Below are 20,263 nucleotides of genomic sequence, written 5' to 3'. Positions count from 1 at the left end.
GTGCCAGGGGCTGTTGAAAGGAGTGAAAGTACCGGCGACGTATGCGCTCAGCCGCGCTGCGCCGATGGCGTCATGGCGCCCGTACGATGCAGCAGCGCGGCCGCCGCCGGAACGCGCCGAAAGGGGATCAGCGACTTCCGCAGCCGGACCGCGGCGAGATCCGCCGAGCCCGACCGCAGATGGACGTAATGATCGAGAAAGGAATTCCAGGACGCGCAGGCTTCCTCGACATGTCCGAGGCCGACGAGGATTTCCGCGTGCCGGGCATAACTCAGGGCCAGCCCCCGGTGATCGTCGTCCGACCGCCGTACCAGCGAGCGGTGCAGCTCGGTCCGCGCGGCCGTCGGATCGCCCGTGTGCCGCAGGACTTCGGCGCTCTGGAAGGCGAGCGAGGCGCGCGAGTACGCGGCGAACGGCCCGCCCGGCCCGGCGCCGCGCTCCTGTGCCTCCAGGGCGCGTTCGGCCACGCCCAGCGACGCGACGGCCGCCCGGCGCACCCCGCAGGCCGCCTGCGCCACCGCGAGCTGGGACGCCAGGAACGCCCGGGTCGCGGCGCCCGGAGCCCGGGCGGCGGCCACCGCGGCCTCGGCGGCGTCCAGGGCCATGCGCCGGTGGCCCAGCGCGAGCCCCTGGGCGCTCAGGCCGCGCAGGACGACGGCGGGCGCGGTGGGGTCCCCGGACTCCTCGGCGAGTCGCAGCGCGGTGGTGAAATGACGCTGGGCGAGGCCGTGGACGGACGCGTCCTGGTACATCCGGGCCAGCAGGAAGGTGAGCCGGGACGCCTCCACCAGCAGGCCGCGGTGCCCCGCGGCGCCGTCCGGTTCGCGCAGCCGCGGCGCGATGTCGTCGGCGAGGTAGGCGGCGAGCGCCGAGCGCGCGCTGCCACCGCCGTGCGCATTGAAGGACGCCGCATAGAAGCGGACGGCGAAGCGGACGACGGCGAGCTCGCCGTCGTCCGCTCCGTCGTGCGACACCGGGAGCCGCGGACTCCGTTCGTGCTGATCGGCCACCAGTTTCGCGAGTTCCGCCTCCCGGTACGGCGCCAGCCGGGCGGCCGTCCGGCGCGCGGGGTCGCTCTCCAGGGCGCAGACGTCGGTGAGCGCGGTCTCGGCCGGGGAGCCGCCCTCGGCCGGCCGCCCGGACGGTGGTGCGCACGGCGGGGAGAGAAGCCCCGCGACTCCCGGGGAGACCGCCCGGCCCAGGCGCCGGGTCAGCGACTCCGCGATCAGGTCCGGCACGGGCGGCGCCGGCTGCGTTCCGCTGAGCCAATGGGCCACGCCCGTACGGTCGTAGTGCAGATCCAGGCCGATTTCCGCGGCCAGCGCATTGACCGACCGGGCCAGCGCGGCCTGCGTCCATTGGGCCTCCGTCAGCAGGGCCCGTAAATTCTCGTTACGACGGCGTGATGACGGCACCTGGTGCTCCCGGTGGACGGTGCGATCCGGGGAAGTCCGTCAAGGGCCGGAGGGTGCAGGAGTTCATGAGCTGCCATGTGCCGTGCCTGAGACTGCTGTTGTCCATGGTGAAGCAAAGCGCACGGCCGGCAATGCGTCCGCGGCGCCCGCGGAATTCCTCGGCGAATAACCGGCGGCTGGCCGGAAAACCTCCCTACGGGTGACCGCGCCATAGCCAACGGCCGCCCCTTCACGGAACCATGAAACGAGCCAGGGTGGAACGCCCGGTCGCGCCGTAAAGCGTGAACGTGTTGAACGCCGCAAAGGCCCACCGAGCCGCAGCATGGAGCGAGGCCGCACCGTCATGAATCCCCGCCATGACCCCAACCCCCTTCTCACCGCGCTGCTGGCCGAGGCCGACTGGACCGCCGCGGATCTCGCCCGCGCCGTCAACACGCTGGGCACCGCCCACGGGCTCCGGCTGCGCTACGACCGGACCTCGGTGGCCCACTGGCTCAACGGCTCGCGCCCCCGCCCCCCGGTCGGTGAACTGGTCGGCCAGGCACTGAGCCGTCGCCTCGGCCGCACCTTGACCCCCCTGGACACCGGACTGGCCGAACCGGATGACGCCGCGGACGCGATGGCGCAGCTTTTGCGCGGCGACGACCCGGTGCAGCGGCTCGCCGCCCTGTGCCGCGCGGACGCCGACCCGGCCCGCCGCGCCCACCTGGCCCGCGCGGTCGCCCCCGCCGCGCCCGCCGTCCTCACCCACTGGGACACCCGGCCGCCGCCCCTGCCGCCGGTCACCCACGGCGTGCGGCAGGCGACCGCCGCCGATGCGACACGGCTGGAGACCGCGGCCGTCTGCGGCGCCCTGATGGGGGAGCGGTACGGCGGCGCCCATGGCCGGCCGGCGCTGACGGTCTATCTCTGCGAGGACGTGGTGCCGCTGCTCACCGCCCCGGCCCACCCGTCGGTCCGCCGCGCCCTGTTCACCGGCGCCGCACAGCTGACCCTCCTGGTGGCCGGCCGCGCCGCCGAAGTCGGCCACCCCGGTCTCGCGGAGCACTACTACACCCTCGCCCTCGAACTCGCCCATGCGGCCGGGGACCGCGGCAGTTACGCGATCGTGCTGCGCTGTCTGAGCGTGCACACCCACCGGCTCGGCGACCACCACCGGGCCGTCGCCCTCGGCGAGGCGGCGCTCGATGTCGCGGGCAGTGCCGTCCCGCATGCCACGCGGGCCTTCGTGTACGCGGGACGCGCCCTCGTCCGCGCCGGGGCGGGCCAGGGCCGGGCGTCCTCCGGGGATCTGCTGGCCGCCGAACGGCACCTGGCGCGGGCGACGGGACCGGAGGGCCCCTTCACCAGCTATCCGGAAACCGCCCTGCGCTACCAGCGCGCCGAGGTGCTCTCACGCCTGGGCGACCACCAGGGCGCCGCGGCCGAGCTGGAAGGTTCGCTGGCCGCCCGGCCCGCCGACCATCACAAGGCCCGTGTCCTGCTGCACGCCCGGCTCGCCCACACCCTGCTGGCCACCCACCAGGTCGAGGCGGCCGTCGACCAGTGCCATCACGTCCTGCGCCACCACGAGCAGCTCGCCGCGGGTTCCGTGCACGGCACCGTCCCCCGACTGCTCCGAGAACTCGCCCCCTACGAGCGGAACCCACGCGTCCGGGCCTTCCGCGAACGCCTGCGGGCGGCTCCGCACTGAGTCCGCCGCGCCCCCGTCCGGATCCGGTACGCCTAAGCGGGCGAGCGTCACTCTCGTCACATCAAAAGGATCGATCACACAGCTATAAGGGGGACGCACCGGCGCTTTCCCGCCTGGGGCGCGCCCACCTCGCCCCGGGCTTCACCCATACGCACGCACCGGGAACTGGTGGCCGGGCCACGGCACTTGCTTTCCGCCAGCTGTCGTTACCCGCGAGTATCTTTGGCTGATCATCGCCTCACCAGGGGCGATGCCGCGCCCGTACGCTTCCGATCACCGCACCGGATGGGTGCCACGGTGGCACTGCGGTCAGATTCCGATGGAGCATCGATGGCGCAATCCCCCCGTACCCCCGGCCGATACCGCGGCCGGTCGGGGCTCAGGGCGACAACTCCCGCATTACTCACGGCATTTGCCCTCTGCGGCGCCCTCCTTGCCACCCCCGCGGCAGCGGCCTCCCACCCCGGCCCCGCGGCCGCCACCGCCTCGGCCGCGCACACCGCCCCGTCCTTCCGCCGGGTCGACATCCGCATGAAGGACGGCGTCGTCCTCAAGGCCCATGTGTTCACCCCCGCTCCCGGCACCCCCGGCGCCGACCGCAAGGGCCGCTACCCCCTGGTCGTCCAGCCCGCCAGCTGGGGCCAGAACGACCTGGAATACGTCGCCCAGGGCAAACAGCTGGCCGCCGAGGGGTATATCGCCGTCACCTACACCGTGCGCGGCTTCTGGCAATCGGGGGGCCAGGTCGATGTCGCCGGGCCCAAGGACGTCAAGGACGTGTCGAGGGTCATCGACTGGTCGCTCGCCCACACGCCGGCCGACCCCCGACGCATCGGCATGGTGGGCCTCTCCCTGGGCGGCGGACTGACGCTGATGGGCGCCGCCTTCGACCCGCGGATCAAGGCGGTCGCCTCCCTGAGCGGCTGGGCGGACCTGGCCGACTCGCTCTACAGCGGCCAGACCCGGCACCTCCAGGCCGCCGCCCTGCTCACCGCGATCGAGACCCCCACCGGCCGTAAGAGCCCGGAATTCGCGCGCATGCTGGCCGACCTCTTCGCCGACCGCGATCTCCCCAAGGTCGTCGCCTGGGCGCAGACCCGCTCCCCGGCCCGCTACGTGGACCGGATCAACGCCCATGGCACCGCCGTCTTCCTGGCCAACGCCTGGGGCGACAGCATCTTCAACCCCAGCCAGATGACCGCCTTCTACCAGCGGCTGACCGGCCCCAAGCGCCTCGAACTGCGCCCCGGCGACCACGCCACCCAGGAAATGACCAGCCTGCTGGGCCTGCACAACGCCACCTGGACGAGCGCCCGGCGCTTCCTCGACAGCCACCTCAAGAACTCCGGCGGCCGCGACGACGCCTCCCAGGCGGTCCGGCTCCAGGTCCGGCACAACGGCGCGACCGAGCGCTACCCCACCTGGCGCGCCATCAGCTCCCGCACCGAACATCTGCGGCTGGGCGACCCGGGCGCTCCCGGCGACGGACAACTCGGCGCCACGGCCCGGCCGGGCTGGCACAAGCCCGTCGACGGCGGCACGGACTCCGGAGCGGACGGCGGCATCGCCGAACTGTCCGGCACGCTCGACCAGCTCGCCGGTCTGCCGCCCCTGGTCTTCCTCCCGCTGCTGCCGCAGCGCTCCGCCGCCGTATGGCAGTCGGCCCCCTACGCGGCCACCCACCCCATCCGCGGCGCCGCACGCCTGCACACCACGGTCACGGCCACCGCGCCCCGGGGAACGGCCTTCGCCTACCTCTACGACGTCAACGCCCTCGGGGTGGGCAAGCTGATCTCGCACGCCCCGCAGAGCTGGTCCGGCAAGCGGCCCGGGCAGGCGTTCCCGCTCGATGTCTCCCTCTTCACCACCGCCTACGACGTGCCCGCCGGGCACCGGCTGGCGCTGGTCCTGGACACCAAGGACCCGCTGTACGGCGGCAGTACGCCGAAGGGCAGCACCGTCTCGTTCGGCTCGACCGCGGCCGACCCGTCCGAGCTGGAGCTGCCCCTGCGCTGACCCTTGTCAGCCGGCCGCCACCACATTGGTGGCGGCCACCGCCGGACGCAGGGCATGGGCGAGCGTCACGGCGTCGCCCTCGGCCCAGTAGTGGGTGAAGAACAGCCGGGGTTCGTCCGTCAGGCCGTGGTTGTGCAGCTCGACGAGCTGGGCCCCGGCCTGACGGAGGGCGCCCAGGACGTTCTGGACCTCGCCGGCGACCATCGCGCAGTCGCCGCTGATCGCCGCCCGGCCGCCGCCCAGCGGCTGGAAGTTGAACGCGGAGGTCGAGCCCAGGCCAGGGGGCAGCGCCCAGGTGCCGTCGGTGATGGTCTCGCGGCGGATGAAGATGCTCCGGTAGATCCCGTGGTCGACGGTGCCCTTGGTGCCCAGCGCGGCATCGATCCCCGCCGTGTCCAGGTCGATGGACTGCTGCTGCGGCGTGGTGGGCTCCGACGGCGTGTTGGTGCGGTCGAGCGAGGCGCGCAGCCCCCGGGCCAGGGTGTCCGGGTCGTCGCCGTGCGCGTGGATGTGGATCCACCAGATGTCCGGGCTCTGGGAGAGCAGATGCTTGTGGATGGCGGTCTGGGAGATCTCGTTCGCGTGCAAGGCATCGGAGAACCCTTGCAGTTCGGACTCGGACACCACGATGTCGCCCATCATCAGCGAGCCGTCGGGGTACCGCACGAAGGACACGTTCGTGCCCAGGGCGAGGCCGGGCTGGACGACGGTGCCGCGGGAGACCACGCGCAGGTCATAGCGCGGGAAGGCGGTGTGATACATCATGTTCTGCTTCATATCGCCCTGCCGGCCGAGGGCTTGGGCGACGCCCGACCAGTCGGCCAGGCTCGTCTGCACCGGCGAGGCCGGCGCGGCGCTGCTCGCCTCGGGCTCCCGGACGGACAGGGCGCGGGCGGGGGCCGGCGCCGCGGCCAGCACGGGGGCCAGCGCGGCCGCGGTCAGGAGCCGCCGCCGGGGCGTACCCTCCTGCGCGGCGTCCTGCTGTCGATGTGCGGAAATCATCACGCGAGTACCTCCATACCGAGATCGAAGCACGGCAAACCGGGAACAACGTGATGGCGGTTACCTCTTGGGGCCAAGTGGCCTAAGCAGTCAGCGCGGTGGGTGGGACGGCCCGGAGGGCAGCGGGCCGTTCGGCAGGCGGCCGACGCGGCCTCGGCGCCGGCACGCACAGCTCCGCCGCGCCCGCAACCGGAGCGCGCACGCCGGCCTCCCCGATCCGCACGCCCGCCTCCCCGATCAGCCGTACACCATCGACCGGGCGTGGGCATACGCCTCCCGGATGCGGCGGCCGGCGGCGCCGTCGGCCGGTGCGGGGATCTGCCGGGCCGCGGCCAGCGGCCAGTGCGGCGGTTCGGGCGTCCCCGCCAGGGCCCAGGCGGCCTGCCGGGCCGCGCCCAGGGCCACGTACTCCTCGGGTTCGGGGACGGTGACCGGGGTGCCGAAGATCTCGGCGGCGATCTCGCCGACCACGGGAGCCTTGGCCGCACCGCCGATGATCAGCACGCGGCGCGCCTCGACGTCCTGGGCCCGCAGCCGGTCGAGGGCGTCGGCCATATTGCACAGCATGCCCTCGACGGCCGCGCGGGCGAAGTTCGGCGGGTGCATGTTCGCCTTGCGCATGCCCATCAGACTGCCCGCGGCCTCCGGGAGATTGGGGGTGCGCTCGCCGCCCAGGTAGGGGAGCAGGACCAGGCCGCCGGCGCCGGAGTCGGCCGCGCGGGCGAGCGGGCCGAGGTCGTCGAGGGCGATGCCGAGCATGCGGGCGGTGGAGCTGAGAACCCGCGCGGCGTTGAGGGTGCAGACCAGGGGCAGATAGCGGCCGGTGGCGTCGGCGAACCCGGCGACGGCGCCGGCGGGATCGCCCACCGGATGCTCGGCGAGGGCGAAGGCGGTACCGCTGGTGCCCAGCGAGATGACGACATCGCCCGGCTGGATGCCCAGCCCCAGGGCCGCGCCCATGTTGTCGCCGGTCCCGGCCGCCACCAGGGCTCCGTACGGGGTGCGGCCGGCCGCCTCGGCGGGGCCGAGCACCCGCGGCAGTTCGGGGGTGCGGCCGCCGAAGGCGAGGGCGAGCAGATCGCGGCGGTAGGCGCCCTCGGCCGGGGACCAGTAGCCGGTGCCCGAGGCGTCGCCCCGGTCGGTGACCGGTTCCGCGCCCGTACCGGGGCCGCCGCACAGCTGCCAGGTCAGCCAGTCGTGCGGCAGCAGCACCCGGTCCGTACGGTCCGCATGGTGCGGCTCGTGCTCGGCCAGCCAGCGCAGCTTGGCGACGGTGATGGCCGCCACCGGTACGGTGCCGACCGCCTCGGCCCACTTCTCCGGTCCGCCGAGTTCGTCGACCAGATCCGCCGCCGCCTGCGCCGAGCGGGTGTCGTTCCACAGCAGCGCCTCGCGCACCGGCGATCCGGCCGCGTCCAGTGCGACCAGGCCGTGCTGCTGCCCCGCGACCGCGACGGCGTCGACGTGTTCCAGCAGGCCGTTGCCCGCTTCGAGGAGCGCCCGCCACCAGGCTTCGGGGGCGACCTCGGTGCCCTCGGGATGGGTGGCGCGGCCCCGGTGCAGTACTTCCCCGGTGTCGGCGTCGCAGACGACGACCTTGCAGGACTGGGTGGAGGAATCCACCCCGGCAACTGTGGGCATGTCGATGTCGCTTCCGTGCAACGAGACGAAGGAGTAAGGGGGTTCAGCTCTGCGGACGGATCTGGATCTTGCGGCCGGAGCCGTCCTTGAACGTCTGGAGGGCGGAGCCGAAGTCCGCCAGTCCGAAGCTGTGCGTGAGCATCGTGTCCGCGTCGATGACCCCCTTCGCCATCAGGTCCACGGCGCGCCCGAAGCTGTGCAGTACGGCCATCGACCCGACGATGGTGATCTCGTCGTTGTACACGTGGAACGGCGAGAAGGACGCCTTGGCGGCGGACGGCGCGACGCCGAACTGCTGGAACGTGCCGCCGCGGCGCACCCTGGTCAGGCCGTCCTCGATGACGGGGATGACGCCGGTGCAGTCGATGACGGTCTCCCAGCCCTGCGGCCGGTTCAGATCCGCCGCACTCGCCGCGGTGGCGTCCGCGCCCAGCTGCTGGGCGATCGCCAGCCGGTCCTTGTTGATGTCGACGACGGAGAGGGAGGCCGCGCCGGCGGCCTTGGCGAGCTGAAGCATCATCAGGCCCATGGTGCCCGCCCCGTAGATGAGGTAGTGGTCCCCGAGGCGGCGCGGCAGCACGTCGAAGCCGCGCACCGCGCACGACAGCGGCTCGATCAGGGTGCCCTGCGCGACGTCGACGCTCTCGGGCAGCCGGTAGCAGTTGGCGGCCGGCACCTTGACGTACTCGGCCATCGCGCCGTCCACGGTGTCGCCGATCGCGCCCCACTTCTCGCACAGGTTGCCGCGCCCGATCGCGCAGTAATGGCAGGCGCCGCAGAAGAGCGACGGGTCGACGGCGACCTGCTCGCCGGTGCGCAGGTTGGTGACCCCGGCGCCCAGCGCGACGACCTCGCCGGTGAACTCGTGGCCGGGAATGATCGGGTACGGGGTGGGCGCGAACTCCCCCTGGACGATGTGCACATCGGTGCCGCAGATGCCCACCGCGGCGGGCGCGACGATGACCTCGCCGGGGCCCGGGGTGGGGTCGTCGACGGTGGTGACCTCGTAGTGCCCGGGGGTGTGGATGACGACAGCGCGCATGGAGGGGGGCCTTTCTTCGGGGGAGGGGGGAGGCGGGTCAGCGGTGGCCGGGACCGGCTCAGCCGGGGGAGTCGTCGGTGCGCACCTCGACGGTGCGGATCTCGACGCCGAGGTCGCGGACGGGCCGCAGTTCGCTCTCGGGGGTGTCGGCGTCGGTGACCAGCAGGTCGTAGCCGCCCACATCGCCGTACGGATAGGTGGCGGTACGGCCGAACTTGCTGTGGTCGACGGCCAGTACGGCGCGGTCCGCGGCCTGGAGATACGCCTGTTTGGTCTCCGCGTACTCGCGCACCGGGTGGTAGAGCCGGCCCTCGCGGACCGACGTGGCGGTGACGAAGGCGACGGTGGCGCGGATGTCCTGGAGCTGGCGGCGGGACTGCGGCCCGGCGCAGGACTCGAAGTCCTCGTAGTAGCGGTCGCCCAGCAGCGTCACCTCGGCCGGCGAGGCCGCCAGCAGGTAGGTGATGCGCAGCGAGTTGGTGATCACCCGGATCCCGTCGACGGTGGCGAGCCGTCGGGCGAGCGGGAAGAGCGTGGAGCCGCAGTCGATCAGCACCGTGTCGCCGGGGGAGACCTCCTCGGCGAGCGCGTCCGCGATGGCGGTCTTCAGCTCCATATGGGAGTTCTCGCGGAAGCGCAGCGCGCTCTCCATGGCGACGTTGGAGAAGGCGGTGGCCACCCCGCGGCCCTTGCGCAGCAGCTGGCGCTCGTGAAGGTTGTCCAGGTCGCGGTGCATGGTCATCACGCTGACCCGCATCCGCGCGGCGAGCTCGGCGATGCGGATCTCGCCTTCCTGGGCGACATGGCGCAGCACCGCCTGGCGGCGCTCCTCCACCTCGGCCTCGGAGCCGCGGCTCGCTCTCATCGTGGGCATCCCCCATTCGATTAGGTGGCGGTTTTCCGCCATGCGCTCACCCTAGAACATCACACACTTTATGTGAAGCTCTTGAAATTGTCTGTGAGGTTGTTCAGTCTGATGGCCACATTCGGGCGAACGCCCGGCCCGTCAGGAAGGTCCCCGCCGTGCTGCGTACATCCCAGGAGCGCGATCCGTCGCTGCCCCGCCCCGCCGTCCTCGGGATCCCCCGAGCCCTGATCTGGGGCTACTTCGGCGTCCTGCTCTTCATGATCGGCGACGGCGTGGAGACCAGCTATCTGCCCACGTACCTCAAGACCGACCTCGGCTTCGCGGAGGCGAGCGTCGGCATCATCTTCACGGTCTACGGAGTCACCGCCGCGATCGGCGCCTTCCTGGCCGGCGGCCTCTGCGACCTGTGGGGACCGCGCCGGGTGATGATGACCGGCGCCGCCTGCTGGGCGGTCTGCCATGCGCTGCTGCTCGCGGTCGCCATCCCCACGCACGCGTACTGGCTGATCCTCCTCACCTACGGCCTGCGCGGATTCGGCTATCCCCTGTTCGCCTACGGATTCATGGTCTGGATCATGGCGGGCGCCCCGGAACGCCAGCTCGGCAAGGCGCTCGGCTGGTTCTGGTTCTGCTTCACCATGGGCTATCCCGTCATCGGCTCCGTCCTGGTCTCGCTCCTCAAGCCCACGATCGGCTTCTACCGCACGCTGTGGGTGTCCCTGGCGATGATCGTCGCGGGCGCCCTGGTCGTCCTGTTCCTCCTGCGCGAACGCACCGGATTCCAGGGCCTGTCCAAGAGCCGGGAGCGCGTCAGCCTGCCGCGCACCTTCCTGGGCTGTTTCACCGTCATGTTCACCGAGCCGCGCGTCGGCATGGGTGCGGTGGTCCGGCTCATCAACACCACCTCGCAGTTCGGCGTGTGGGTCTTCATCCCGCTCTTCCTCATCGACCGGATCGGCTTCAGCGCGCAGGAGTGGGCCTCCCTGCTGATCGTGATGATGGTCAGCAACCTCGCCTGTGTCGTCCTCTTCGGGGCGCTCGGCGACCGGTGGAGCCGGCGCAAGACCGTCGCCTGGCTCGGTGGCGTGGTCTCGGCGGTCGCCTGCCTGGCCCTCTACTACGTGCCCGAAGCCGCGGGCCACGACTACCCGCTCGTCGCCCTCGCCGCCGGTGCACTCGGCGTCGGCATGGCCGGCTACGTCCCCCTGCCGCCCCTGATGACCGCGCAGGACCCCCAGCGCAAGGGCCAGATCATGTCGGCGTACACCCTGGGCGCCGGCGCCAGCATGGCCTTCGGCCCGCTCCTCGGCACGGTCTTCACCGGCGTGATCGGCATCGGGGGCGTCATGTGGATCTACGCGGCCCTGCATCTGCTCAGCACCGTCCTGGTCCTGCTCATGAAGACGCCCGAGGCACGACCGGCAGCGGTCGCCGCCCCCACCGCCGCCCCTCGGGCCGAGCGGCAGCCGGTCGGAACGTTGACAGCGCCCTCCCGGGAGCTTTAATAGGGAAAAGGTGCATATGAGGCGCTACCGCTCATGCGAGCGGTAGCGCACAGCGTCCGGAAAGGCCAGGGCTGATATGCGCACCCACCACACCGGCCCCGAATACCTGGTGCAGACGGCCGCCATGGCCCGGCGGTTCTACCTCGAGGGCAAATCCAAGATGGAGATCGCCGAGGAGTTCGGCATCAGCCGGTTCAAAGTGGCCCGCACCCTGGAGACCGCCCTGCGCGACGGCCTGATACGGCTGGAGATCAGGCTGCCGCCCGAACTCGACGCCGACCTCTCCGACGCCCTGCGCACCCGCTTCGGCCTGCGGCACTCGATCGTCATCGACTCGCAGCAGGAGGTCCCGGACGACACGGTGCAGGCCACCCGCCGCCTCGGCGCCGTCGCCGCCGACCTGCTCGCCGAGATCGTCACCGAGAACGATGTCCTCGGCCTCGTCTGGGGCCCCGAGATCGAGGCCCTGGGGCTCGGGCTGACCACACTCGCCCGCTGCACGGTCGTCCAGCTGTGCGGGGCGACCCCGCTGCGCCCCGTGAACAGGACCGCCGTGGAAGCGGTACGCCGCGCCGCCACCATTTCCCGAGGAGTCGTCCACCCCATCTACGCCCCGCTCCTGCTGCCCGACGCCGAGGCGGCCCGGATGCTGCGCGCGCAGCCCGGCGTGGTCGATGCGATCAACTGCTTCGGCCAGGTGACCAAGGCCGTCGTCACCGTCGGCGGTTGGGGGCCCGGGCTCTCCACCATCTACGACGCACTCGGCGACACCGAACGGGAGGACTACCGGCGCCGGGGCGTCTGCGCCGAAGTCGTCGGCCAACTGCTCGATGCGGAGGGCCGGGTCGTCGTCCCCGAACTCACCGAACGGGTCATCGCCATCAGCTTCGACGAGCTGCGCAAGGTGCCCGACGTCATCCTCCTGGCCGACGGTGTGGAACGGGCGGTCGCCGCCTCCGCGGCGGTGAAAACCGGCCTCTTCCACGGCATCGTCACGGACGCCGGGGTGGCTGCGAGCCTGCTGTGAGGTGCCGGCCGTGAGCGCGCGATCCCCCCGGCGCCGCCGTACGGGCCGCGCCCTGTGGCCGGTCTCGGTCGCCCTGGCCCTGGCGCTGTCCGCCACCGGCTGCTACCGCGGCGCCGGTGACGTGGGCAACAGCGGCCGTCACTCGATCAATGTGCTGATGGTCAACAACCCGCAGATGGTGGATCTGGAGAAGCTCACCGCCGAGCACTTCACCAAGGAGACCGGCATCACCGTGCACTTCACCGTGCTGCCGGAGGACGATCTGCGCGACAAGATGAGCCAGGACCTCTCCAGCCAGGCCGGACAGTACGACGTCGCCGGCCTCAGCAACTACGAGACGCCGATCTACGCCCGTAACGGCTGGCTGGCGAATCTGGGGGCGCGGGCGGCCAAGGACCCGGCCTTCGACCAGGGCGACATCCTCGCCCCGGTCCGTACGTCGCTGACCGCCGCGGACGGGAAGATCTACGCGGAGCCGTTCTACGGCGAGTCGTCGTTCCTGATGTACCGCAAGGACCTCCTCAAGGCCGCCGGGCTGACCATGCCCGCCCACCCCACCTGGCACCAAGTCGCCGTGCTGGCAGCCGAGTTGGACGGATTCCGTAAGGGTATGAGGGGGATCTGCCTGCGCGGCCAGCCCGGCTGGGGGCAGATGATCGCCCCGCTGACCACCGTCGTGAACACCTTCGGCGGCACCTGGTTCACCAAGAACTGGCGAGCCCGCGTCGATGCCCCGCAGTTCACCGAGGCCACCCGGTTCTACGTCGATCTGGTGCGCAAGCACGGCGAGGCGGGCGCCCCGCAGGCCGGCTACACCGAATGCCTCAACGACATGCAGCAGGGCAAGGTCGCCATGTGGTACGACGCGACCGCCGGCGCCGGCTCCCTGGAGGGCAAGGATTCCCGCGTCGCCGGGAAGATCGGCTACGCACCCGCCCCGGTCGAGAAGACCCGCAACTCCGGCTGGCTCTACACCTGGGCCTGGGGCGTGCAGAAGGCCAGTACGCACCAGGACGACGCCTGGAAGTTCATCCGCTGGGCCTCCGGCAAGGGCTACGAGCGGCTGGTGGGCCGGGAGCTGGGCTGGTCCCGCGTGCCCGGCGGCAAACGCGCCTCGCTCTACCGCGACCCGCAGTTCATCAAGGCATCCGGGGCCTTCGGCGCCGCGACCGAACGCGCCATCACCACCGCCCGGCCCGACGCCCCCGGCCTCCAGCCGCGCCCGGCCCCCGGTATCCAGTTCGTCGGCATCCCCGAATTCTCCGATCTGGGGACCAAGGTCTCCCAGGAGATCAGCTCGGCCATCGCCGGAAAGCAGAGCGTGCGCGCGGCCCTCGCCAAGAGCCAGCGACTGGCGCAGGAGGTGGCCCGTGCCTACGCAGGCCGCTGACAGACCGGAGCCCGGCCCGGACGGCGCCGCGCACGCCCGCGGCCGGACGGCCGTGGACCGGGCCAGGGCGCGGGCCCGCCGCGCGCCCCTCCTCCCCGCACTGCTCTTCCTGATCCTCGTCACCCAACTGCCCTTCCTGGCAACGGTGGTGATCTCCTTCCTCCGCTGGAACGCGCTGGCCCCGCAGAACCGCGGCCTCGCCGGATTCGACAACTACCGGGCCGTCTTCACCGACCCCGCGCTACGGAGTTCGGTGGCGACCACGGTCCTGCTCACGGTGACCGTGGTGCTGGTGAGCCTGTTGCTCGGACTGGGGCTCGCGCTGCTGCTGGACCGCGGATTCCGCGGCCGTGCGCTCGTCCGGACCCTGCTGATCACGCCGTTCCTGATCGTCCCCGTCGCCTCCGCGCTGATCTGGAAGCATGCGCTGTACAACGCCTCGTACGGGCTCATCAACGGCGTACTGACCTGGGTGTGGGGACTGTTCGGCAGCGACAGTCCGCCCCAGCCGGACTGGCTGACCCGTACCCCGCTCGCCGCGGTCGAGGTGGCGCTGATCTGGCAGTGGACGCCGTTCATGATGCTGATCCTGCTGGCCGGACTCCAGAGCCGGCCCACCGACACCGTCGAGGCCGCCCAGGTCGACGGCGCCTCGGCGTTCGACATCTTCCGCTATCTGACGCTGCCGCATCTGCGGCGCTATCTGGAGTTGGCCGCGCTGCTCGGGACGATCTACGTCGTCCAGACCTTCGATGCGGTCTTCACCCTCACCTCCGGCGGGCTCGGCACCGCCAACCTGCCGTACACCATCTACCAGACCTTCTACCAGGCGCATGACTACGGACTGGCGTCCGCGCAGGGCGTCGTCGTGCTGCTGGCTTCCCTGCTCGTGGCCACGTTCGCGCTGCGCACCGTCGCGTCCCTGCTGCGCCGGGAGGCCGTCCGATGAGTCCCACGAGTCCCATGAGTCCGGCGAGGAGGATGAGGAGAACCGCCGCCGTGCCGCCGGGCAGGCGGCGCCGCCGGAGCCTGCTGGGCCTTGCGGCCTGGCTGTGCGGACTGTTCTTCTTCGTTCCCGTCGCCTGGATGGTGCTGACGTCCTTTCACCGGGAGACGGATGCGGCGGCGAATCCGCCCGATCTCGGCGCTCCCCTCACCCTGCACGGTTATCGCGAATTCTTCGGCGCCGGCGGCGGTCCCAGTCCCTGGCCGCCGCTCATCAATTCGCTGACCGCATCGGTGGTCGCCACGCTCCTGGTCCTCACCCTTGCCGTACCCGCCGCCTACGCCCTGGCCGTCAAACCGGTCCGCAGATGGCGCGACGTCCTTTTCTTCTTCCTGTCCACGAAAATGCTGCCGGTGGTGGCGGGGCTGCTTCCGGTCTACCTCATCGCCCAGAAGGCGGGGATGCTGGACGACATCTGGCTGCTGGTCATCCTCTACGCCTCGATGAATCTGCCGATCGCGGTATGGATGATGCACTCCTTTCTGGCCGACATCCCGGTGGAGATCATGGAGGCCGCCGCGATCGACGGCGCGGGGCTGCCCACCGTCCTGCTGCGGATCGTCGCGCCCCTCGCCCTCCCCGGGATCGCCGCCACGGGCCTGATCTCCTTCATCTTCAGCTGGAACGAGCTGCTGTTCGCCCGGGTGTTGACCGGCGTCGTGGCCGGTACCGCGCCGGTGTTCCTGACCGGATTCGTTACCAGCCAGGGGCTGTTCCTGGCCAAGGTGTGCGCCGCCGCCACCGTCATCTCGCTCCCCGTCCTGGCCGCCGGATTCGCGGCGCAGGACAAACTCGTCCAGGGCCTCTCCCTCGGCGCCGTGAAATGACGCCGTTCCCGGCGGGCGCGGCAGACACGACGAACGCGGTGAAAATGCTCGTCTGAGCGCTATGCGCTCAGGTTTCGCAGAATTCCCCGCAATCCGTTGACATCGCCCTATACGTATCTTTAATAGAAGGTAATTGCATATATGAGCTGTACCCGCTCACCTGAGCACAATCCAAAGCCGCGGTAAGCGGCAGCGTGTCGATCTCCCGCGTGCTTGCTCGAAGGGTTAAGGAAATGACTGCTGTGGCCGAATGCGCCATCCCCCGTGATGTCGACGTGGCTTCCGCCTCGCTCACCTTGCCGGCAGTCCTGCGCTCGGCCCGGCAGGCACGGACCTTTACCGCCACGTCTCTGCGGCTGTGGGACGAGAGCGACGACCTCATCGAAGCGGCCGTGCTGATCGTCTGCGAACTGGCCACCAACGCCATCCAGCACGGAGCCCGGCCGCCCGACGGCGCCGCCGGCGAGCCGGAGCCGGATGCCGTGATCACTCTCCGGCTGACGCGCGCATCCGCCGTGCTGCACATCGAGGTGCACGACGGATCCGCGGTCCTGCCCGTCCCGCGCACCGCCGCCGGTGACGAGGACTGCGGCCGCGGGATGGCGATCATCGCCGCGCTCGCCGAGTCCTGGACATGCGGCCGGAACCCCGGTGGCGGCAAGTGGGTCCGCGCGACGCTGCCGTGCGCAGCCGTCGCCCCGCCTACGCCCCGGCCGCCGGCCGATAGGTGGACACCTGCGCTCCCGTCCCGCTGGTGACCGAGGAGACCAGTTCGAACGTGCGCAGCTCCCCGTCATCGGGGAAGATCGTCTTCCCGCCGCCGAGCAGCACCGGCATGTGGATCAGCCGCAGCTCATCGACCAGACCCTCCCGCAGCAGCATGCGCACCAGCGTCGGGCTCCCCATGACCGCCAGGTCGCCGCCGGCGGTCTCGCGCAGCTCCCGGATGCGGGCGACGGCCTTGTCGCCGGGGATGAGACGGCTGTTCTCCCAGGTCAGCTCGTCATCCGTCAGCGTGTCGGACACGACGTACTTCGGCAGGGCGTTCATCTGGTCGGCGAACGGGTCGCCCGCCCGCTCGGGCCAGGCCGCGGCCATCGTCTGCCAGGTGCGCCGCCCGAACAGCAGCGCCTCGGCCCGGGACAGCCCTTCGGCGAAGGCGCCGCCCACCACCTCCGGGTCGAAGAACGGATGCGACCACCCGCCGTGCGCAAAACCGCCGTCGGTGTCCTCCTCGGGGCCGCCGGGTGCCTGCACGACGCCGTCCAGACTCATGAACTCACTGATCACGATGCGCATGGGTGCTGCTCCTCTTGCACGGTGCGGGCACCGGGAGCGGGGCCGTCCCCGGTGTACGGCCGGACGTCCGGCCAGGCGTACGCAAGACAGACTCCCGCGCCGCCCCGAAATCATCGCCCCCGCGGGCAACATTTTCCGCGGCTATGCGTGGGGCGGAGTGCGTACGGCGAGGATGGCCATGTCGTCGTGGCCGTCGCCGGGGTGATGGTCGGCCAGGGTCTGGCACAGCGCGTCCAGGGGGAGGCCGGCGTGCGCGGCGGCGGTGTCCGCCAGGAGGCGCAGGCTGGTGTCGATGGAGTAGTGCGGGTGTTCCACCAGCCCGTCGGTGAAGAAGACCACGGTGGCGCCGGCGGGCAGGGGGCGGGCGTGGTCGGGGCGGGGCTGGCTGGCGTCGACGCCGAGCGGGAGGCCGGGTTCGGCGTGCAGATACTCCGTCCGGCCGTCGGGGGAGATCAGCAGCGGGGGGAGGTGACCGGCGCTGCTCCAGCGCAGCGTCCAGGCGTCGTCGCCGGGCTCGATCCGGGCCAGGCAGGCGGTGGCGACGGGGTCTTCGGTGATCGCGTGCAGGGTGCGGTCGAGCTGGGTGAGGACGGAGCTGGGCGGAGTACAGCGGTCGTACAGCAGGGCGCGCAGCATATTGCGGGTCTGGGCCATGGCGGCCGCCGCGTGCATATCGTGGCCGACGACATCGCCGACGACCGTCGCACAGGCGTTGTCGGGCAGCAGGACGGCGTCGTACCAGTCCCCGCCCAGGAGCCCGGGAGCGGTGGCCGGCCGGTAGATCGCCGCCGCGGTGAAGGGCCGCAGGTCGGGCAGGTGGGGCAGCAGGAGCCGCTGGAACTGTTCGGCCCCGGCACGGACCTGCTCGAAGAGCCGGGCCTTGTCGATGGCCACGCCCGCGGCGCCGGCCAGGGCCAGGACCACGGCCTCGTCCTCGGCGCCGAAGGGCCGCCCGTCGAGCCGGTCGGCCAGGTAGAGGTCCCCGTAGATCTCCCCGCGCACGCTGATGGCCACCCCGAGCAGGGTGCGCATCGGCGGATGCCCCGGGGGGAACCCGGCGGCGTGGGGGTGGTCGGGGATGTTCTCGGTCCGCAGTGGTTCGGGGTGGTGGATCAGATGCCCCAGCAGCCCCCGGCCCCGCGGCTGCCCGACGTCGGCCATGGCGGCCAGCTCCTGGTCGGTGATCCCGACGGGGATGAATTCCGACAGGCCCGTGTGCTCCTCGTCCAGGACGCCCAGGGCGCCGTAGCGCGCGCCGACCAGGTCCATCGCGGTGGTGACGATACGGCGCAGCACGACGGGCAGCTCCAGCTCCCCGCTGATCGCCAGCACGGCGGCCAGCAGCTCCTGCAACCGTTCGTGGGCCTCGGCCAGCGTGTGGAGCTGCTGGGTGACGCGGTCCCACTCGGCGTCCAGGCGCAGCTGCACGTCGGGCGGCAGCGGGTCCTGTGGCTCCATGTGCGGCTCTTTCCTGCCGACGACCGGCCCGTGGGGGCCCGGGCCGGTCCGGCACCGGGCACGCCCTGTCAGGACCTGCCCGGTGCCGTTGCTCCTGACGTCCCGCTTCCACCATAGAAGGAGATCGGGTCCCGCCGCCGCGCCGTGCGCAGGCTCGGCGCGGCGGCGGCCGGGGTGGTGCGGGGAGCGCCGCCGGCTAGGCGGTCGTGTGCCGCGTCCGGCGCCGTCGGACGGCCAGCAGGGTGCCGGTCGCGCCGACCGCCAGGGCACCCGCCGCGATACCGATCGGGAGGGTGGGCACGGAGTCCGCCGTCTCGCTCAGGTTCGGTGCGGCGGCGCCGCGGTCGATGCTCGCCGCCATGGGGGCGACGGGCCGGATCTTGCCCACCGACTTGACTGAACCGTCCTGGTTCAGCAGGACCTGCTTGCCGTTCGGGTGCCGGAAGTCGAACATCCCGGCCAGCGAGCCGGCCCGCTGGTCGAAGGAGGCGTCGCCGAGCCGTCCGGTGTGCCAGTTGTCCTCGATGAACTTCAGTACCGAGGTCTGCTCGGTCGGCGTGTGGTCGACGGCGTTGACCTTGCTGTACGGGGAGATCACCAGCATCGGCTGGCGGCTGCCGGGGCCGCAGCGGTCGGCGTAGCCGCCCGCGGGTGCCGGTCCCGCCTGGCAGGCCGGGCCGTCGGTGGGCTTGTGGTTCGAGCCGACGGTGGAGTCCTTCGAGCCGTTGAGCGGCTTGGCGTAGGCGTGGTCGTACCAGCCGTCGGAGTCGTCGTAGGCCACCACGATCGCGGTGTCCTTCCACTGCGGCGACCGCTGGATCTTGTTGATCTGCCCGACGAGGAAGTGCTGCTCGTCGGTGGGGTCGGAGTAGCCCGCGTGGCCGTCCTGGTACGCCGGTGCCTTGACGAAGCTGACCGCGGGGAGCATGCCCGCCTTGAGCGAGGCGTCGAAGTCGGTCAGGTCGTAGTTGTGGTTGGCCGGCCCGGCGTGGCCGATCTCCTGCACGCTCTTGGGCGCCAGGTGGTGCGGGTTGGACGTCGACTTGTAGTACTGGAACGGAGAGTGGTGCGGGCTGTAGTCGGCGACCTGGGCGCCGCCGATGTTGGTGTGGGTGGTGCCGCCGCACTTCGCGTAGTGGCCCTGCTGGCCGTCCCACGGGGTGCTCGGTCGGAAGCCGCCCTGGAACCAACCCCAGCTGACATGACGGGAGTTGAGCAGATCGCCGATGTTGCGGCCCTGGAGCGCACCGAGCGCGTCCTTGCTGGTGCGGTCGTGGCCCGAGCAGTCGTCGTAGGCCGGGTCCGGGTCGTTGACCAGCGTGCCGACGCCCTTGGCGTCGGGCGAGACCACGGTGTACGGGTCCGGCTTGTCAGTCTGCCGGGGGTGCTCCGTGCCGGAGGCGGGGTCGGTGGAGATGACGCCGTGGGTCTGGCCGGAGACGAGGTTGATGGCGCCCGGGGTGGAGGGGCCGTAGGTGGTGCCGAACGACCGGTCGTTGAGCGCGTAGTGCTGGGCGTAGTTCCACAGCGCGGTGACGGTGTTGCCGTCGTAGTAGTCCATGACCAGGCCGGGCTCGCCGAAGAGGCTGCCGGAACACTTCCCGGAGTCGGTGTTCTCGACGAACTTGTCGGCCTTGCCGCCGTCGTACGCGTACTGCTCGGGGCCGTAGTCGTGGGTCTGGTCGCAGGTCATCGCCTGCTGCGGGGTGAGCCGCTTGGGCAGGTACTGGTTGGGGTTCTTCTTCAGCAGCCCCGCGGTGCGCAGATTGTCGATGCCGCGCGGGGTGTGCCCCGACGGGTGGAACGTGGTCCCGTCGGTGTTCGCCGCCTTGGGGTAGGTCGCGAAGTAGTGGTCGAAGGAGATGTTCTCGTCGAAGAGGACGACGACGTGCTTGATGGGCGTGGCCGTGGTGGAACCGGCCTGCCCGACGGGCGCGGCCGCCCAGGACGGAGCGGCGGTGCCCAGACCGGCGACGGCGGTGAATGCCGTGAGCGCGACGGCGCCGGCGAGCGCCCCCACCCGCCTGTTCCTGCGTGACGTTCTTCCGGTGCCGGCCATGCTGCCTCGCCCTCC

16 protein-coding genes are annotated in these 20,263 nt (G+C 71.6%); 8 read left to right on the top strand and 8 right to left on the bottom strand.

What is annotated here, in order from left to right; translation table 11 throughout:
• Positions 1 to 47: 47 nt before the first annotated feature.
• Complete coding sequence (locus B1H19_RS06630; protein WP_083103683.1) at positions 48 to 1,415, bottom strand: hypothetical protein; 1,368 nt, start codon at positions 1,413 to 1,415, stop codon at positions 48 to 50.
• A 343-nt stretch (positions 1,416 to 1,758) separates the two neighbouring features.
• Here B1H19_RS06630 and B1H19_RS06625 point away from each other — a divergent pair, with 343 nt between their 5' ends.
• Both B1H19_RS06625 and B1H19_RS06620 read left to right on the top strand, forming a co-directional pair.
• Positions 1,759 to 3,108, top strand: a complete 1,350-nt coding sequence (locus B1H19_RS06625) for a hypothetical protein (protein WP_159028019.1) — start codon at positions 1,759 to 1,761, stop codon at positions 3,106 to 3,108.
• Between the two features lie 330 nt (positions 3,109 to 3,438).
• Entirely contained in the window at positions 3,439 to 5,124 is a 1,686-nt protein-coding gene (locus B1H19_RS06620) for a CocE/NonD family hydrolase (RefSeq protein WP_083103681.1), read from the top strand.
• A gap of 6 nt (positions 5,125 to 5,130) precedes the next feature.
• On the opposite strand, the gene B1H19_RS06615 is transcribed toward B1H19_RS06620, so the two are convergent.
• The 4 genes from B1H19_RS06615 to B1H19_RS06600 all read right to left on the bottom strand — a co-directional run bounded on the left by B1H19_RS06615 (position 5,131) and on the right by B1H19_RS06600 (position 9,674).
• Positions 5,131 to 6,126, bottom strand: coding sequence for a DUF1259 domain-containing protein (locus B1H19_RS06615; protein WP_083103680.1), 996 nt, complete (start codon positions 6,124 to 6,126; stop codon positions 5,131 to 5,133).
• A gap of 237 nt (positions 6,127 to 6,363) precedes the next feature.
• A complete protein-coding gene (gene xylB / locus B1H19_RS06610; RefSeq protein WP_083103679.1) occupies positions 6,364 to 7,767 on the bottom strand; it encodes a xylulokinase in 1,404 nt (467 codons plus the stop codon).
• Between the two features lie 43 nt (positions 7,768 to 7,810).
• Positions 7,811 to 8,809: a zinc-dependent alcohol dehydrogenase family protein gene (locus B1H19_RS06605; RefSeq protein ID WP_083103678.1), complete on the bottom strand. Its 999-nt coding sequence runs from the start codon at positions 8,807 to 8,809 to the stop codon at positions 7,811 to 7,813.
• Positions 8,810 to 8,867: 58 nt separating this feature from the next.
• On the bottom strand, positions 8,868 to 9,674 hold the full coding sequence (locus B1H19_RS06600; RefSeq protein ID WP_083109461.1) for a DeoR/GlpR family DNA-binding transcription regulator: 807 nt from the start codon (positions 9,672 to 9,674) through the stop codon (positions 8,868 to 8,870).
• 158 nt (positions 9,675 to 9,832) lie between these two features.
• Here B1H19_RS06600 and B1H19_RS06595 point away from each other — a divergent pair, with 158 nt between their 5' ends.
• The 6 genes from B1H19_RS06595 (at position 9,833) to B1H19_RS06570 (ending at position 16,190) form a co-directional block, all read left to right on the top strand.
• Positions 9,833 to 11,182 carry an MFS transporter gene (locus B1H19_RS06595; protein ID WP_083103677.1) on the top strand — a complete coding sequence of 450 codons (1,350 nt, stop codon included), beginning with the start codon at positions 9,833 to 9,835 and terminating at the stop codon, positions 11,180 to 11,182.
• A 76-nt stretch (positions 11,183 to 11,258) separates the two neighbouring features.
• Complete coding sequence (locus tag B1H19_RS06590; RefSeq protein WP_083103676.1) at positions 11,259 to 12,209, top strand: sugar-binding transcriptional regulator; 951 nt, start codon at positions 11,259 to 11,261, stop codon at positions 12,207 to 12,209.
• A gap of 10 nt (positions 12,210 to 12,219) precedes the next feature.
• Positions 12,220 to 13,599 carry an ABC transporter substrate-binding protein gene (locus B1H19_RS06585; RefSeq protein WP_418361427.1) on the top strand — a complete coding sequence of 460 codons (1,380 nt, stop codon included), beginning with the start codon at positions 12,220 to 12,222 and terminating at the stop codon, positions 13,597 to 13,599.
• Positions 13,600 to 13,651: 52 nt separating this feature from the next.
• Positions 13,652 to 14,548, top strand: coding sequence for a carbohydrate ABC transporter permease (locus tag B1H19_RS06580; RefSeq protein WP_203237327.1), 897 nt, complete (start codon positions 13,652 to 13,654; stop codon positions 14,546 to 14,548).
• 32 nt (positions 14,549 to 14,580) lie between these two features.
• Positions 14,581 to 15,432, top strand: a complete 852-nt coding sequence (locus B1H19_RS06575; RefSeq protein ID WP_083103674.1) for a carbohydrate ABC transporter permease — start codon at positions 14,581 to 14,583, stop codon at positions 15,430 to 15,432.
• A 233-nt stretch (positions 15,433 to 15,665) separates the two neighbouring features.
• Entirely contained in the window at positions 15,666 to 16,190 is a 525-nt protein-coding gene (locus B1H19_RS06570) for an ATP-binding protein (RefSeq protein WP_083103673.1), read from the top strand.
• Here B1H19_RS06570 and B1H19_RS06565 read toward each other — a convergent pair.
• The 3 genes from B1H19_RS06565 to B1H19_RS06555 form a co-directional block, all read right to left on the bottom strand.
• A complete protein-coding gene (locus B1H19_RS06565; RefSeq protein WP_083103672.1) occupies positions 16,135 to 16,731 on the bottom strand; it encodes a dihydrofolate reductase family protein in 597 nt (198 codons plus the stop codon). The genes B1H19_RS06570 and B1H19_RS06565 overlap by 56 nt on opposite strands.
• Before the next feature lie 141 nt (positions 16,732 to 16,872).
• Positions 16,873 to 18,189 (bottom strand): PP2C family protein-serine/threonine phosphatase, encoded by a 1,317-nt coding sequence (locus B1H19_RS06560; RefSeq protein WP_083103671.1) that lies wholly within the window; start codon positions 18,187 to 18,189, stop codon positions 16,873 to 16,875.
• A 196-nt stretch (positions 18,190 to 18,385) separates the two neighbouring features.
• Positions 18,386 to 20,248, bottom strand: coding sequence for a phospholipase C (locus tag B1H19_RS06555; RefSeq protein WP_083103670.1), 1,863 nt, complete (start codon positions 20,246 to 20,248; stop codon positions 18,386 to 18,388).
• Positions 20,249 to 20,263: the final 15 nt, after the last annotated feature.

The organism is Streptomyces gilvosporeus (assembly GCF_002082195.1).
Taxonomy (GTDB): Bacteria; Actinomycetota; Actinomycetes; order Streptomycetales; family Streptomycetaceae; genus Streptomyces; species Streptomyces gilvosporeus.
This window is presented reverse-complemented; position numbering and strand designations above follow the sequence as displayed.

Excerpts from the sequence above, each read along its gene's own strand:
- B1H19_RS06600 (WP_083109461.1), bottom strand. The coding sequence starts at position 9,674 with ATGAGAGCGAGCCGCGGCTCCGAGGCCGAGGTGGAGGAGCGCCGCCAG.
- B1H19_RS06570 (WP_083103673.1), top strand. The coding sequence starts at position 15,666 with ATGACTGCTGTGGCCGAATGCGCCATCCCCCGTGATGTCGACGTGGCT.
- B1H19_RS06560 (WP_083103671.1), bottom strand. The coding sequence starts at position 18,189 with ATGGAGCCACAGGACCCGCTGCCGCCCGACGTGCAGCTGCGCCTGGAC.
- B1H19_RS06615 (WP_083103680.1), bottom strand. The coding sequence starts at position 6,126 with ATGATTTCCGCACATCGACAGCAGGACGCCGCGCAGGAGGGTACGCCC.
- B1H19_RS06565 (WP_083103672.1), bottom strand. The coding sequence starts at position 16,731 with ATGCGCATCGTGATCAGTGAGTTCATGAGTCTGGACGGCGTCGTGCAG.
- B1H19_RS06605 (WP_083103678.1), bottom strand. The coding sequence starts at position 8,809 with ATGCGCGCTGTCGTCATCCACACCCCCGGGCACTACGAGGTCACCACC.
- B1H19_RS06575 (WP_083103674.1), top strand. The coding sequence starts at position 14,581 with ATGAGGAGAACCGCCGCCGTGCCGCCGGGCAGGCGGCGCCGCCGGAGC.
- B1H19_RS06590 (WP_083103676.1), top strand. The coding sequence starts at position 11,259 with ATGCGCACCCACCACACCGGCCCCGAATACCTGGTGCAGACGGCCGCC.
- B1H19_RS06625 (WP_159028019.1), top strand. The coding sequence starts at position 1,759 with ATGAATCCCCGCCATGACCCCAACCCCCTTCTCACCGCGCTGCTGGCC.
- B1H19_RS06620 (WP_083103681.1), top strand. The coding sequence starts at position 3,439 with ATGGCGCAATCCCCCCGTACCCCCGGCCGATACCGCGGCCGGTCGGGG.
- B1H19_RS06555 (WP_083103670.1), bottom strand. The coding sequence starts at position 20,248 with ATGGCCGGCACCGGAAGAACGTCACGCAGGAACAGGCGGGTGGGGGCG.
- xylB (WP_083103679.1), bottom strand. The coding sequence starts at position 7,767 with ATGCCCACAGTTGCCGGGGTGGATTCCTCCACCCAGTCCTGCAAGGTC.